We start from the raw sequence: 14,911 nt of genomic DNA, 5'->3' as shown, positions 1-14,911 counted from the left end.
AAAAAGTTCACGGCCCTCCAATCGATACCGGCAGCGAAGGTGGACAGCTGCGCTATGGCGATGCCGAGCTCGATCGCCTGCCATTTGCCTGACGAGCGCAGCATCTCGGATATTCACTGGATGCGTTTCGACCTGAGCGCCGTCCTGATCGATCCTGCGGCAAGGCGGGCGCCATCGCGCGGCGGTAGCTTAACAAGTCGTGCAACATATGGCTCAGCGGGCTGATTGCGATTGTCGTGTTACCACTGCGAATAGCGACGCTACCTGAAGACCCCGGAACGTAATCTCATCTGGGTGTCCAGCCTCCCTGCAAATACTGCCGATGTCGGCGCATGATCAGCTGCAAACGGCCAGAGCTGTTGGAGGGTTGCTATGCGCATAGCAGAAAATGGTCATGATGGCTGGCTCGCTACTAGTAACGGAAATTTGATCTCCAGAAATAGATGAATGATTTTAACAGCTTGAGATCATGACGGTATTTCTGACGGTACGGGCTCCAAGGCTCGATAAAAACGCCAATAAAGAACAACGCTTTTTCTGCCTAGGATATGATGGAGTGGGAGTGAGGGGAAGGGCGCTTTAGTAAAGCTTTGGTTTTTAACGACTTTATGAGAATCAGGCAGGCTTGTTTATGGTGTATATGAGAATGTCATTCGCAGCGAGTGGGCAGTCTTTCGTTTAGTTTTTCCTGTGTTTCAGAGATCTCTTGTTGGACAGATTGAGACGTACCGCAGCGAACATTGGGGCAGATCGAAACTCCTTTGTGTTCCTTGGCCTCATCCTCTTCCACAGCACGCAAAATAAGGCCAGATTGGGCGGGAAGCGGAATTTCGCTGCAGCTCCATCAATACCATACGGCTGAGGGCCGGGTAGCAAGCCAGCTCGCACGGTTTGAGAGGCAGGGCACGATCCCAACCGGCCTGATCGGAGGCTGCCGTCCGATAGGGGTCAGTCCGGCCATTGCGTCTGACCTCCCGGCTGATCGTCGATGGTGCACGCCCAAGGTGCCGCGCGTAAGGACCGCCTGACGCTGAGCCCTCTGGAGATATCTTCACGTTCGCTGAGTCTGATAGCCCGGGCGCCACGTTTCCGCTCCGCCGGACGAATGCCACCCGTCGGCGAGATCACCGAAAACACGGAGGACGACTGCCAGTCAAACCGCCGCCCGATCGAGCTCATCGACTCTCCGCGCTTGCAGCGACCCCAGATCTCGGCCCATTGCGCCCACTGCGCAACGCGAACCTACGACAGGCGGCGAAATCGCGGTGCTCTTTGCGCTGCGGCGGTCCGATCGGAGATTTAATAAACTATTCACCCCTTCGCCTGACATCTGTGTGTGTCTCGGTCAAACGATTGGTCGCAGATCGAACCTGGGAATTGCAAGGTCGAGCTCCATGCTGTTGTGGCGGTTGCAAAAAGACATGAAGTATGGATCGTGCGAGTGCCTTGCGCTAATTGAACTTCCAATCCAGCACAACCTGCGCGGTCATTCGCGTTGTGCGGCGAGAAGCGCAGCGGGTGCAGCCGAGCTCCAGACCTGCTGGTAGTTTTCGGCAACGTTGGACCGCGTGACAGCAAGCCCCGGGAGCGCGACCCAACCAGGCACCGGGCGGTTCAGTAGCGACAATATGGCGGTTTGTGCGACGGCAACGCCCTGCATATACGGCTGTTGGGCCGCAATGCCCACAATCGATTTTCCAGCGGCGAGGTTCATGGCGCCGCCCAGCCCGAGATCGACGGTCGTGACCGGCAGATCCAGGCCGCGACGCTCAAGTGTCGCGACCGCATCCATCGCGGGCGTGTCCCAAACCACAAAAAGCCCGGCAAGCCTGGCACGATCGTCGATCAGTTCTTCCAAGGCTTCGCCGACCCGATCAAGGGCGGCGAAGCGTTGGGTTCGCACAACCAGGTCGGGCCGGTTTGCCCGCATCCACCGGGCAAAGGCAATGTCGCGCTCGTTGGTCGCGTAAAAATCGACACCGTAGGTCAGCAGCCCGACATCGGCGTCTGCCTGGACATGCGGCGACAAGAGCTCGGCGCCGATCAGGCCGAGGCCGAAATTGTCGGCCGAGACCAGCGAGGTGTAGTCGCTGCCAGGAAGAAGGCCGGTCGGCACGTTGTCGTGCAGGATAAGACGTCTGCCGGCGCGCGCCACCTGGCGGTGCGATTCGACAACCGCAGCGTTGGCGACCGGAATCGATACGATCGCGTCGACGTCTTCGTCCTTGAGCCGCGTGAGCGCCTCGATCTGACGGCCAGCGTCGAAGCCGCAGTCGACCACCTCGGTGACTACGGCACCGCAGTGACCGAGCGTCGCTGCAATCCCTGCCAGGGACTGTCTCGACCAGTCGCTGTCGGTCGTGTGAAACACGATGGCGACCGAGAATCGCGCGCCGCGTGCTGACTTGATATCGTCCTCTGTCAGCGCGACGCGACTCGGCGCGGCGGCCCGCTCGCCATGTGGGCCTAATCCGGTAATCGACATGGGGTCTCGCGGTGTCCTTCCTTGCTCTCAGTCTGGGCCGGCCTGCGCCGCCGGCGACGTCCCTTCGGTTGCCGGCGGCGCCAGCGCATCGCGACTTTGGCTCTTTCCGCTAGCGCAGATCGTTCGTGCCTGCCGCATCAATTCAATGAAATCGGGTGCCGCGATCGGCGTGCCATTCAGAATCCAACTGCGCAAGTGACCCGGTTCGAACAGCGCGTCGACCACCACGGCCGCGGCCCCGACGAGTCCGGCCGAGCTGCCCAGGCGCGAGGCGCAAATTCCCAAATCTCGGGTCACGAGCGGGTGCGACTCGCCGTAGACGGTTTCGCGCACAGCGGCCAGAAGGATATCGTTGGTCTGCGCAATCGAGCCGCTCAACACAATGAGCGACGGGTTCAGCATGTTGGCCAACGTTGCCACCGTATGCCCGATCAGCCGCCCGCTGTGCGACATGATTTCCATCGCCCCGGGATCTCCGGTCTGCGCCGCCTGACCGACGTCGATGGCCGTGATCGCGCCAGTGCGCTTCTGGACGTTGGCCAGCATCGGGCTTCGCCCGGCCTCGGCCGCCACCAGACCCTCGCGGGCGATCGCGTCACTGCCAGCCAGGACCTCCAGCGGTCCAGTGCGACCGTTTGCCTGAACGGGCAGCTGGCCGATTAGCCCGGACGCGCCGAGCGCACCGCGATAGAGCCGGCCGCCGACAACCAGCCCGGCGCCGATCCGTTTGCCGACCTTTACCAGTAGCATGTGCGGCGCGTTCACACCTTCGCCTGCCTTTGCCTCACCCATCGCCATCGTCTCGACAGAGCTGCGCAGCCAGACAGGAGCGGCGAAGCGGGCAATCAGGCGTTCGACGAACGGTGTTCCATCCCAGGCGGGCAGAAGTGGAGGCGAATCGGTGAGGTATCCGCTTGCTGGTGGCGACTGCACCGGTCCCGGCATCGATATGCCTGTGCCCCAGACCGGACGCGTCGGCTCGATTCTTTCCAATAGCCAGTCGAAGAGGGTCTCAAGCCGCCCGATGGTGGCTTCTGCGGGGGCGGTAAGGTCGAGCGCCTCGTGGTGTTCGATTAGCAGTCGGCCCGACAGGTCGGACAGCGCCACGCCAAGCGCCGTTTGGTCGAGCGTCGCAACGAGGATATGACCGGCGGCCTCATTGAATCGCACCAGTCTCGGCGCACGCCCGCCGCTGGCCTCGCCCAACTCGCTTTCGTCGACCAGACCGAGTTCGCCAAGTGTCGCCAAGCGGTCGGCGACCGCAGCACGTCCGAGTTCGCTGGCGCGCTCGATTTCCTGGCGGGTCGTGGCGCGGCCGGTTCGCACAAGGTTGAGGATCGCCGCCAGGCTGGGCGCCGCGGCCTCGGAGTTGCGCGGGCGGCCCTTGCCGCGCTTTGCCGCTCGCTTTTCTCTGACAGCCAAGTCAGCCACGGCTGGGACTTCCCATTCCGCGCGCCTCGGGGTTGGGCGATTCGGCCTTGTCGGGGCTGTGTCGAGGTATTGTGCGGCGCTTCAAAGCGGAATCTCCCGTCATCTTCCTCGATACCGAACCGAAATTCGCCGGGCAAGTCCATACTTTTGTTGATAAACATCAAAAGATAGCAAAGTTATGTTGAAATAATGTTGACTAAGGAATTTCAGGCGCATTAACATGTGCAAATCTGCCACCGACACGTCCGGCGGCGCGGAGCAGGAAGTGGCAAATGCGCCGATAGGAGACCGAAATGAGCGAATGGAAGCTGGCTTATCAGGCGAATTGCTGGGGGCCGCTCGGCGGCAACGCCGTCGGCGTTACATCGATCACCGAGCTGACCTACCGGACCTTCGGCGACATGGGCGCGGCTTTCGCCGACATCGCTGCCGCCGGCTATCAGGGCGTCGAGCTTTTCGACGGCAACCTGTTGGACCATTCGGCCAAGTCGTTTCGAAAGCTCCTCGACGACAACGGGCTTAGCCTGGTCGCTGCCTATTCCGGCGGAAACTTCATATTCGACGAGATTCTGCCTGAAGAATTGGCGCGTATCCGTTGCGCGGCCGACCGCACCGCCGAGCTTGGCGCCCCGCATTTCGTGGTCGGCGGCGGAGCGAAACGGTTCGACGGCGTTCGTGACGGCGACTACGCCAAACTCGGTACAGCGCTGGAGCAGGTCGTCGGCATCGCGAAAGAGCGCGGACTGACTGCGCACTACCACCCGCATCTGACGACCATCGTCGAGACGCCCGAGCAGGTGCGGCGCATCTTCAAGGAAACCTCGATCGACTTCTGCCCCGACACCGCGCATCTGGCCGCAGCGGGCGGCGATCCGGCTGAGATGATCCGCGAGCACCGCGACCGGATCTCTTACGTGCATCTCAAGGGCTGGCAGCGCGAGCCCTTCGCCTTTACGCCGCTTGACCGCGGCGACCTTGACAGCGGCCCGATCATCGACGCGATGCGCGATACGGAATTCGATGGCTGGGTGGCCGTGGAGCTTGACGCCTGGGACGACCCGCGCGAGGGGGCAGAGCTAAGCAAGAGTTACCTCGATAAATGTCTCGAACTGGCCTGACAGGCCTTATCCAAACGGCGAACCGATACGGTCCGCGTCCAACACGGGAGAACTTCAAATGACGATTTTAAAAACCCTCACCGGCACCGCGATGGCGGCGCTTCTGGCGACAGCCGGGCTGACGACGCCGGTAGTTGCCGACCCTGACGCAGCCTTAGCCGCGCTGGAGACGACCGTTCTGTCTAAAGGCCCGAATGGCGAAGACCCCAGCCCGGCCTCGAACCTGATGCTGAGCGCCGACGAGATCGACCAGATCAAGGCGATGGGCGCCACTGCGGCGATTGTCATGCATTACGGCGGCAATGACTGGTCGCGCGCCCAGGTCGAGGGCCTAAAGCACCAGTTCGCCGAGATGGGCATCAAGGTGATCGCGGTCACCGACGCCGGTTTCAAGCCGGAAAAGCAGGTCGCCGATATCGAGACCGTGCTGGCGCAGGAGCCCGACGTCATCGTGTCGGTTCCGACCGATCCCTCGGCAACTGCCGCTGCCTACAAACGCGCCGCTATAGCCGGCGTGAAGATCGTGTTCATGGAAAACACGCCGCCGGGGCTGACGGTGGGCGAGGATTATATCTCGGTGGTGTCGGCCGATAACTACGGAAATGGGGTTGCCGCCGCGCATTTGATGGCCAAGGCGCTGGGCGAGGCCGGCGGCAAGATCGGTCTGGTTTACCACGCAGCCGACTTCTTTGTGACGCGGCAGCGCTACGACGCTTTCAAGGCCACTGTCGCGTCGGACTATCCGAATATTGAGATTGTCGCTGAGCAGGGCATCGGCGGGCCGGATTTCACCGGCGACGCCGACAAGGTGGCTAGCGCCATGCTGACCTCGAACCCCGATCTTGACGGCATCTGGGCGGTCTGGGACGTGCCCGCCGAGGGCGTGATCTCTGCCGCGCGGGTCGCCGGGCGCGACGACCTTGTCATCACTACGATCGACTTGGGAGAGAACGTGGCGATCAACATGGCCCAGGGTGGTTTCGTCAAGGGTTTGGGCGCGCAGCGTCCGTTCGATCAGGGCGTCGCCGAGGCGATGCTTGCGGGCTACGGCCTGCTGGGCAAGGACGCCCCGGCCTTTGTCGCACTTCCCGCGTTGCCAGTCAGCAAGGACAACCTACTCGACGCCTGGCAGACCGTCTACCGCACGGAAGCTACGCGTAACATCCAGAAAAGCATGAAGTGACGCTCGGGGCCGGCGGCGACCTACCGCCGCCGGCCCGCCTTTTCCCTAGGATTTCCGCGGCCCGCAGTGCGCCAAGCGCGCACCCCGGCCGCTCTTTACCCGGAGCAAGACACATGACCAAGACGCTTAATGTTGCGATGATCGGCGGCGGTTTCATGGGCAAGGCCCACGCCATGGCCTATGCGGCGATGCCGATGTTCTTCTGGCCCGCTCCGGCCATTCCGCACCGCAAGGTCGTTGTCGATGTGACCGACGATCTAGCGCATGACGCAAGGGCACGTTTCGGATTCGACGAGGCATCGTCCGACTGGCGCGCGGTGATCGTGCGGGACGATATCCATGTGGTCGACATTTGCGCGCCAAACAACGTGCACGCCGAAATCGCCATCATGGCGGCCAAGGCAGGCAAGCATATCATCTGCGAGAAACCGCTGGCGCGCGGCGCTGAAGAGGCGAAGCCGATGCTGGACGCGGTTCAGAAAGCTGGCGTAATCCACATGGTCGCCTTCAACTATCGCCGCACACCTGCCGTGGCCCTTGCCAGGAAATACATAGAGGAAGGCCGGATTGGCAATGTGCTGAACTTTCGCGGTACCTATCTGCAGGACTGGTCGGCCGACCCCGACGGGCCTCTGTCATGGCGGTTTCAGAAAAAGATCGCCGGGTCAGGCGCCATCGGCGACATCGGCACCCATGTTGTGGATCTTGCACACTATCTTGTCGGCCCAATCGCCGAGGTCAGCGCACTCACGCCGACCTACGTAAAGACGCGCCCGGTACAGGCGGGCGGGGTCGATAAGCTGGGTGCCAGCGAGAAGCGTACCGATTCCGAACGCGCGCCGGTCGATGTCGACGACGAAGTCGTGTCGATGCTGCGATTTGAGAATGGCGCCATCGGCTCGTTGGAGGCGACCCGTAACGCCTGGGGTCGCAACAACTTCATCTCGCTGGAGATTCACGGCACCGAGGGGTCGATCCTGTTCAACTACGAGCGCCGGGACGAATTGCAGGTCATGTTCCGGAACGATCCCGGCGACGCCCGCGGCTTCCGCACCGTCTACACTGGGCCGACGCATCCATACGGCGAGGGCCTGTGGCCGATCCCGGCGCTTGGCATCGGCTATTCCGAGACCAAGATCATCGAGTGCTATGATTTCTTCAAGGCGATCGCCAATGGCAAACAGCCGTCGCCGAACTTTGCCGACGGCTATGCCTGCGAGCTGGTGGCCGACGCGCTGATCGAAGCGGGGGAGACGGGCCAATGGACGAAGGTAAAGCCCCAGATGGCAAGAGACCGGGCAAAGGTACCGGCATGACCGGGAGCATCCACGCCGTCGACATGCGCGGAATCTCCAAGCATTTTGGCGGCGTGAAAGCCCTGATCGACGTGGATTTCCAGGTCGGGGCCGGTGAGATCCATGCTCTATTGGGCGGCAACGGGGCCGGCAAGTCGACGATCCTGAAAGTGCTGAACGGGGTGCATGTGCCCAACGCGGGCAGCATCGAGATTTGCGGCAAGACCATCACCGAGATGTCGCCGGAAGCATCGCGCAAGGCCGGCGTTGCGATGATCTTTCAAGAAATGAGCCTGATCCCGACGCTGACCGTGGCCCAAAACGTGTTCTTGACCCGCGAGGCGAAGACCGGCACCGGGCTGATCGACGACAAAGTCGCCGAGCGCAAGGCGAAAGAACTGTTCGACATGCTTGAGGTCGAGGTGAATCCCAAAGCGCTCGTGGGTGACCTTGGAGCGGGCCAGCGGCAGCTGACCGAGATCGTCAAGGCGATCAGTCAGGATGCGCGCGTGCTTGTGCTCGACGAACCCTCGACCGCCTTGTCGGTCTCGGACGTCGAGCGGCTGTTCGCGTTTCTGCGCAAGCTGAAGGCAAAAGGCGTCGCGATCATCTATGTCAGCCACCGGATGGACGAAATCGCCCGGATCGCCGACCGCGCCACGATTTTGCGCGACGGCCGCCACGTCATCACGGCGCCGCTGGCGGATCTGCCGATCGATACGATGATCGAGCATATCGTCGGCAAGCGCTCGCGCGGGCTGGCGGACGTTACGCGCGAGGAGGTCGATCTGGGCGAACCGCTTCTGGAGCTTGACAACGTCAGCGGTCTGCACAAGCCGAAAGACGTATCGCTGACCGTGCACCGTGGCGAGGTTGTGGGTCTGGCGGGGCTGCTGGGCTCTGGCCGCTCGTCGCTGGCGCGCGTCATCGCCGGGATTGACCCAATCCAGTCGGGCGAAATTCGCGTCGCGGGCACACCGATCCAGATCGCCAGGCCGCGAGACGCCATCGACGCCCGCATCGCCCTTGTGCCAGAGGCCCGTGCCACCCAAGGCATCATCGCGGCGCATTCGGTTGCCTCGAATCTCACCATGGCGGTGCTGGACCACGTCTCGTCAGGTTCCATCATCAACAATCACGCCGTGCGCGAGACCGCCGATCACCAGATCAAGCATCTGAGCATCAAGACCGCTACGCGCGAACATGCGGTATCCACGCTTTCGGGGGGCAATCAGCAGAAGGTGGTAATCGGCAAGTGGCTGGCCGCGGATCCGGACATCCTGATCCTGGACGAACCGACCGCCGGGATCGACATCGGCTCGAAGTCGGAAATCATCCGGCTGGTCCGCGATCTGGCCAAGGCCGGAAAGGCAGTTTTGATGATCTCGTCGGAACTTTCTGAACTGCTGACGGCCTGCGACCGCATTGTGGTGATGAGCGAGGGCCATACCGCCGGCACCTACGGGCGCCACAACCTCGACGACCCTGACCTGTCGGCCGATGACGCCATGCATCAGCTCCAAGCGGCTGAACAGAAACTGCAATTCCACATCCAAGAGGCCCTGAAACATCAGGGAACGGCACATGTCCACTAGTGAAACACTCTCCGGACCCGGGATGCTGGCCCGCATCGGACTGGCAAATTGGCGTCAGAACATCATCTATATTGGCTTCGTGGTGATCTTCCTGATCTTCGCGTTGACGCTAAACGACAAGGGGTTCCTCAATCCCAACAACCTGCTGAATATTGTCCGCCAAACCGCGATGATCGCGGTCATGGCGATCGCGATGACCTTCGTGCTGTCGTCGGGAGAGATTGACCTGTCGGTCGGCGCCGTGGCGGGGCTTGCCTCGGTCACGGCGGCTATAGCCATCGACGCGGGCGGCATGTTCTTCGGCGTCGCGGCGGGCCTCGCAACTGGCATCGCGGTCGGTGTTTTCAATGGCCTCTTGACCACGCGCATCGGCATTCCATCGTTCCTGACTACTTTGGCGATGATGGGCATCGCAAAGGGCGTGGCGATGTGGGTCTCGGACACTGCCGCGGTTCCGATCATCGAACCTGCCTATTCCTGGCTCTTCGGCGGAGGATCCATCGGCATCATTCCGGTTCTGCTAATCTGGATGCTGGTCCTGGGCGTCATCGGGCATTTTGTCCTGAAGCGCACCGGCTTCGGACGTCGGGTACTGGCCACCGGCGGCGGCGAAACCGCGGCACGATACTCCGGCATCGACACTCGCTCGATCAAGTTCCGGGTGCTGATCATCTCGTCGATGGCGGCGGCCTTGGCAGGAATGCTTTATGCCGGTCGTCTGCAATCCGGCCGGTTCCAGCTTGGCGAGGGCGACGAACTCAGCGTCATCGCCGCGGCGGTCCTCGGAGGCACCAGCCTGTTTGGCGGCTACGGCACGGTGATCGGCACCATCGTCGGGGCGCTGATGATCGGTCTGATCAACAACGGTCTGATCCTGATGGGGCTCGAGTTCAGCCAGCAGCTGATAGCCCGCGGCGGCATTATCATCCTGGCCGTGGCGCTAAGCCAGAAAAGGAGCTGACTCATGATCCCGGGATGCACAATCATCGGAACTGTCGTCGCAAAGCCCGAGACCCGCGCGGAACTGCACGAGATCCTGATCGCGCAAGTCGCTCCGACGCGGGCCGAGGCAGGCTGCGTCAACTACGAATTCCATTCCGATGCCAACGATCCGTGTGTCTTCGTGTTCTACGAGAACTGGAAAACACGGGCCGACCTCGACGAGCATCTGACCAAGCCGCATCTCAAGCCGCTGTTCGACCGACAGGGCGAGTTGCTCGCCCGCCCGGTTGAGATCCGGCACCTGACGATGCTCAGCGAGTGGATTGAATGAGACGCCTGCGGCTGGGCATGGTTGGCGGCGGCCACGGCGCTTTCATCGGCGCGGTCCACCGGTACGCCGCACGGCTTGATGGAGAATGGGAGTTGGTCGCCGGCGCGCTCAGTTCCGATCCCAAACGCGCCGCAGCCAGTGCTTCCGGCCTCGGCATCGTGCCCGAGCGAAGCTACGCCGACTTCCGCTACATGGCCCAGGCCGAGGCCATGCGCGAGGATGGCATCGATGCGGTTGCCATCGTCACCCCCAACCACATGCACGCAGGCCCCGCAGTTGCCTTTCTCGATGCAGGCATCCACGTGATCTGCGACAAGCCGCTGGCCGCGACTGCGGAGGACGCCGACGCCATTGCCGACGCGGTCATGCGCTCGGGCAGGCACTTCGTCCTAACCCATAACTACACTGGCTATCCGATGATCCGGCAGGCGCGCGAGATGGTCGCGAACGGAGATCTGGGCGCGCTGCGGGTCGTGCAGGTCGAGTATGCCCAGGATTGGCTGACCGAGACGCTGTCGACCAAACAGGCAGACTGGCGCACCGACCCAGAGCGCTCTGGTGCCGGCGGATGTGTTGGCGACATTGGAACGCATGCGTTCAATCTGGCCACCTTCGTAACCGGAGCGGCCCCGGAGAGCCTTTCCGCCGAGCTCAACACATTCGTTGCCGGCCGCCGGGTCGACGATGATGTGCAGGTTCGACTGCGATACAAGACTGGCGCACGCGGCTCCCTCTGGGCCAGCCAGGTGGCGGTCGGAAACGAAAACGGGCTTCGCCTGCGCGTTTACGGCGACCGGGCCGGCATCGAATGGAGCCAGGAAACTCCGAATTCGCTTGCCTTCACCGTCTTCGGTGAACCGCGACGCATCCTCACAAGAGCCGGCGCTGGTGTGACATCTAGCGCCAACGTCACGGCGCGTACTCCCGCGGGGCATCCTGAAGGGTATCTCGAGGCCTTCGCGACCATCTATTCAGACGCCGCTAAACTGATCCGCGCCGGCGCGTCAAACGGGACCCGCCAAGTTCCGATACCAAGCATCGAAGACGGGCTGGCAGGCATGCGGTTCATCGCGTCCTGCCTCCGGTCGTCAATGGGCAACGGCGTCTGGGTGGACCTCGGGTCGGCCGCGCGGTGACCGCGGTCTATCGCCGTTCCGTCAATGGATGTCCTGCTGAGCCGATGCTCACGAATCGGCTGATCTCGCAAGTGCAGAGAATGGCCGATTCGACCCGCGGCGTTGCAGCTTTGAATGGGCGCGCAATGACGCTTCGGGCCGAGAGCTGACAGCATACCAACCGCTTCTGATGGCTGATGATAAGCTGGAAGTAGCGCATCTGAGCGCAAATCCAGATTGCCCCTAACATTGCATGACAGGTAACGAAAACTTGATCAGCGGAATTAGTGAACAATTTCAATAATTTGAGATTGTGACGGTATTACTGACGGTACGGCTTGTCGGCTGCAAAAGAAAAGCCTGTAAAAACACCGTGCTATTCGCCCGGGATATGATGGAGTGGGAGTGAGGGGAGAAGAACGCTGTAAGCCTTTGTAATATAACGGAATTCTTGCGCTTTGCGAAGGCCTATTTATGATGCATTTGATTAGCGATTTTCCATCTGGGGCTGGCGCGAAGAAATTTCCACCAGCCTTAATTTGTTGAAATCAATAAATTCTCCAGCTTGGTCTGTTCTGGCGCATCTTGCGCCATATTGGGCATGAAACCCACTTTGATGGTATTTCCAGCGGTATGCTGGCCGGGCTGAGCTCGGCGCCGCCTGGAAGGCGAAGACCTCAGGCGACGAGCCGCGCGACTATCTGAGCGTGGTGCTCGGCGATCCGAGTTTCCCGGAACCGATCCGGGCTGCTCTGTTCGAGGAGGATGGCGTGGCGTTCCTGGTGTGGAACAGACGGGATGGTTAGGCGCGCTGGCACCAGCCATGCGAAATGCCCTTGCATTGGATCGACACAAAAACCTAGTCATGATAATACCGAATAACCTAAAAATCGTCCGGCATTAAAACCTACGAGCCGCGCGACGCAATAACCGAACGGCGGCTCAGGCCTGATGGCGACTCCTTCCGAAAAACTGGCTGAATCACTGGAAGTGCTCAAAGCGCTGCAGGATGACGGCGCAGTTGCGATCCGCTCGGACAGCCTGACGCGCACCCACCGCGAGCGGCTGCTCAAGAACGGGTTCCTGCAGGAGATGATGAAGGGCTGGTACATTCCGTCAAGCCCAAACGACCGGGATGGAGACACGACTCCCTGGTATGCATCCTTCTGGGACTTCTGCGCCGCATATCTGAGGGAGCGCTTCGGCACAACCTGGTGCATTGCGCCGGAACAATCCCTCAAACTGCATGCCGGAAACCGTGCCGTACCTGCGCAGCTTCTGGTGCGTGCCGAAAAAGGCGGCAACAAGCCAACCAAGCTGATGCACGGCACTTCGATTTTCGATGTCCGGGCCGCGCTTCCGCCGGGAAAGGATATCGTCGAAGAAGACAACCTGCGCCTTTACAAGCCCGCCGCCGCGCTGGTGGAGGCTTCGGCCGGTTTCTTCGCGCAAAGCCCAACCGACGCCCGCACGGCGCTCGCACTTTTTGCCGACGCTTCGGAAATCCTTGCCCATTTGCTCGAAGGCGGGCACAGCGTCGTTGCCGGACGTTTGGCAGGAGCATTTCGCAATATCGGCCGCGAACGCATCGCCGATGACATCGTCAAGAACATGGAGGCCGCAGGCTACAATGTCCGCGAAACCGATCCGTTCGAAAGCCGGCTGCAATTCGACCTGCCCGCCCGCGAGCGCTCCGCATATGCCGGACGCATTCGCCTGATGTGGCAGGCGATGCGTGCGGATATCGCGGACAACTTCCCGCCTGCGCCCGGCCGTCCCAACGATATCGAAGCCTATCTGAAACGTCTCGACGACATCTACGTGACGGATGCCTATCATTCGCTCTCGATCGAGGGCTACCGTGTCAGCCCGGCACTGATTGAACGCGTGCGTTCCGGCAACTCGAATCCGGATCAGGACGAACAGGATCGCGAGCATCGAGACGCGCTGGCCGCGCGCGGCTACCACCTTGCATTTCAGGCCGTGAAGACAAGCGTGCGCACCGTGCTGGGCAACGAAAATCCCGGCACGGTCGCCGATCGCGATCACGGTGACTGGTATCGTGAGCTTTTCGCCCCGAGCGTGACCGCCGGCCTTGTCAGGCCGGCTGACCTTGCCGGATATCGCAGCGACCGCGTGTTCATCCGCAGTTCAATGCATGTACCGCTGGCCCCTCACGCGGTGCGCGATGCGATGCCGGTCTTCTTTGAACTCCTTGCCGCCGAAAAGGACCCGGCCGTGCGGGTCGTGCTTGGACATTTCATCTTTGTCTATGTCCACCCCTACATGGACGGCAACGGCCGCATGGGACGCTTCCTGATGAATGTCATGCTGGCATCCGGCGGTTATCCCTGGACCGCGATCCCCGTCGAGCGCCGCAACGACTATATGGCTGCCCTCGAGCAGGCGAGCGTCAAACAGAACATCACTCCGTTCGCGAGCTTCTTGGGAGGCCTTGTCAATGACGGGCTCCGGGGTACAGCGGTAGCGAAGGTGCCGGATGAGGCTCAGGCAAGGCAGCAACGTGACGCTGGACCGGAGCGGGAGGGGACGGGTCAATGAGCGCGCATGTCGACAATCTCGCCACCGAAGCCGCCCGCCATGTCGCCGAGACGCGGCGCCTGAGCGAAATCGGTTCGACGACCGAGGAAACCTTCTATCTGGCGGCACGTGATCTGTTGAGCGCGATCCTACGCACACAGAACCTGCCTTTCGAGATCCGCACTGGAAAATCGGAGTCCAAGGAAGGCGGCACAGACCGTCCGGACTTCATACTTGCAGACTCCGGCCTGTTTGTTGGCGTGTTCGGTGAGATCAAAACGCCGGATGCGACACTCGAAGACATCGCCGTTACAACCGAGCGGAACGACCAGATCGGCTGTTATCTCAGTCGTCCCGGCGTGGTGCTCGTCAACAATGTGCGCGAGCAGGCACGCCAATTCCGCCGGACCAGCGCGATCTCATCGCGACGGTGGATCTGTGGAGCAATGCGTCTGGAAAAGACGCCAAGCTCCATGTTGACGCGCAGGCGCAAGCCGACCTCATCGAGCTCGTGACCCGTTCGGTAACTGATTTCGCGCCGATTGCCGACCCGGCCGATCTGGCCAAGGCTTTGGCTTGGCAAGTGCGCAACGCCAAGGACGCCCTACCCGATGATCTTAAACCCGTTGCGCCGCTTCTGGACGGCTACCGAAACACGCTTGGCCTGTCCTTCGACTTTGATGACGAGAAGGGAGATCGGTTCTTCCGGTCTAGCCTCATTCAGACCGCCTTCTGCAGCCTGTTTGCCGCCTGGATACTCTGGAACCGCACCGAAGATGCCGAGCCTTTCGACCTGGAAATGGCGCAGGAGCATTTGCGCATCCCTTTCCTGGAGCAGCTCTTCCACGATATTCGGCATCCGCACTAACTGAAGA

At 61.5% G+C, this 14,911-nt stretch carries 13 protein-coding genes and 1 pseudogene; 11 read left to right on the top strand and 3 right to left on the bottom strand.

The features are described 5' to 3' along the window. Positions 1-776: 776 nt before the first annotated feature. The 3 genes from LC298_RS18210 to LC298_RS15380 form a co-directional block, all read right to left on the bottom strand. Positions 777-1,055 (bottom strand): helix-turn-helix domain-containing protein, encoded by a 279-nt coding sequence (locus tag LC298_RS18210; protein ID WP_199223298.1) that lies wholly within the window; start codon positions 1,053-1,055, stop codon positions 777-779. Positions 1,056-1,486: 431 nt separating this feature from the next. Further along, positions 1,487-2,485 (bottom strand): substrate-binding domain-containing protein, encoded by a 999-nt coding sequence (locus tag LC298_RS15385; RefSeq protein WP_131569498.1) that lies wholly within the window; start codon positions 2,483-2,485, stop codon positions 1,487-1,489. Between the two features lie 27 nt (positions 2,486-2,512). Next, positions 2,513-3,916 (bottom strand): ROK family protein, encoded by a 1,404-nt coding sequence (locus tag LC298_RS15380; RefSeq protein WP_131569501.1) that lies wholly within the window; start codon positions 3,914-3,916, stop codon positions 2,513-2,515. A 293-nt stretch (positions 3,917-4,209) separates the two neighbouring features. Between LC298_RS15380 and LC298_RS15375 the strand changes: the two genes are divergently transcribed. The 11 genes and pseudogenes from LC298_RS15375 (at position 4,210) to LC298_RS15325 (ending at position 14,904) form a co-directional block, all read left to right on the top strand. Continuing rightward, positions 4,210-5,034 carry a sugar phosphate isomerase/epimerase family protein gene (locus LC298_RS15375; protein ID WP_131569503.1) on the top strand — a complete coding sequence of 275 codons (825 nt, stop codon included), beginning with the start codon at positions 4,210-4,212 and terminating at the stop codon, positions 5,032-5,034. 58 nt (positions 5,035-5,092) lie between these two features. Next, positions 5,093-6,217: a substrate-binding domain-containing protein gene (locus LC298_RS15370; protein ID WP_131569505.1), complete on the top strand. Its 1,125-nt coding sequence runs from the start codon at positions 5,093-5,095 to the stop codon at positions 6,215-6,217. Positions 6,218-6,330: 113 nt separating this feature from the next. Next, a complete protein-coding gene (locus LC298_RS15365) occupies positions 6,331-7,533 on the top strand; it encodes a levoglucosan dehydrogenase (RefSeq protein ID WP_131569508.1) in 1,203 nt (400 codons plus the stop codon). Then, the gene (locus LC298_RS15360; protein WP_223385694.1) at positions 7,479-9,107 is read left to right on the top strand and encodes a sugar ABC transporter ATP-binding protein; all 1,629 of its coding nucleotides are present in this window, start codon (positions 7,479-7,481) and stop codon (positions 9,105-9,107) included. The genes LC298_RS15365 and LC298_RS15360 overlap by 55 nt, the downstream gene beginning before the upstream one ends. Next, the gene (locus LC298_RS15355) at positions 9,097-10,068 is read left to right on the top strand and encodes an ABC transporter permease (RefSeq protein ID WP_199223299.1); all 972 of its coding nucleotides are present in this window, start codon (positions 9,097-9,099) and stop codon (positions 10,066-10,068) included. The genes LC298_RS15360 and LC298_RS15355 overlap by 11 nt, the downstream gene beginning before the upstream one ends. Positions 10,069-10,071: 3 nt before the next feature. Next, positions 10,072-10,380, top strand: coding sequence for a putative quinol monooxygenase (locus LC298_RS15350; protein ID WP_131569510.1), 309 nt, complete (start codon positions 10,072-10,074; stop codon positions 10,378-10,380). Next, a complete protein-coding gene (locus LC298_RS15345) occupies positions 10,377-11,516 on the top strand; it encodes a Gfo/Idh/MocA family protein (RefSeq protein ID WP_131569512.1) in 1,140 nt (379 codons plus the stop codon). Before LC298_RS15350 ends, LC298_RS15345 begins: the two co-directional genes overlap by 4 nt. Positions 11,517-12,142: 626 nt before the next feature. Then, positions 12,143-12,301: pseudogene (locus tag LC298_RS15340) on the top strand (DUF736 family protein); the annotation flags it as partial. 145 nt (positions 12,302-12,446) lie between these two features. Continuing rightward, complete coding sequence (locus LC298_RS15335; protein ID WP_131569514.1) at positions 12,447-14,057, top strand: Fic family protein; 1,611 nt, start codon at positions 12,447-12,449, stop codon at positions 14,055-14,057. Next, entirely contained in the window at positions 14,054-14,551 is a 498-nt protein-coding gene (locus LC298_RS15330; RefSeq protein ID WP_131569516.1) for a hypothetical protein, read from the top strand. Before LC298_RS15335 ends, LC298_RS15330 begins: the two co-directional genes overlap by 4 nt. Continuing rightward, positions 14,548-14,904 (top strand): hypothetical protein, encoded by a 357-nt coding sequence (locus LC298_RS15325; RefSeq protein WP_131569518.1) that lies wholly within the window; start codon positions 14,548-14,550, stop codon positions 14,902-14,904. The genes LC298_RS15330 and LC298_RS15325 overlap by 4 nt, the downstream gene beginning before the upstream one ends. The last annotated feature ends 7 nt before the right edge of the window (positions 14,905-14,911 follow it).

This window comes from Oricola cellulosilytica (assembly GCF_019966575.1).
GTDB classification, from domain to species: domain Bacteria; phylum Pseudomonadota; class Alphaproteobacteria; order Rhizobiales; family Rhizobiaceae; genus Oricola; species Oricola cellulosilytica.
This window is presented reverse-complemented; position numbering and strand designations above follow the sequence as displayed.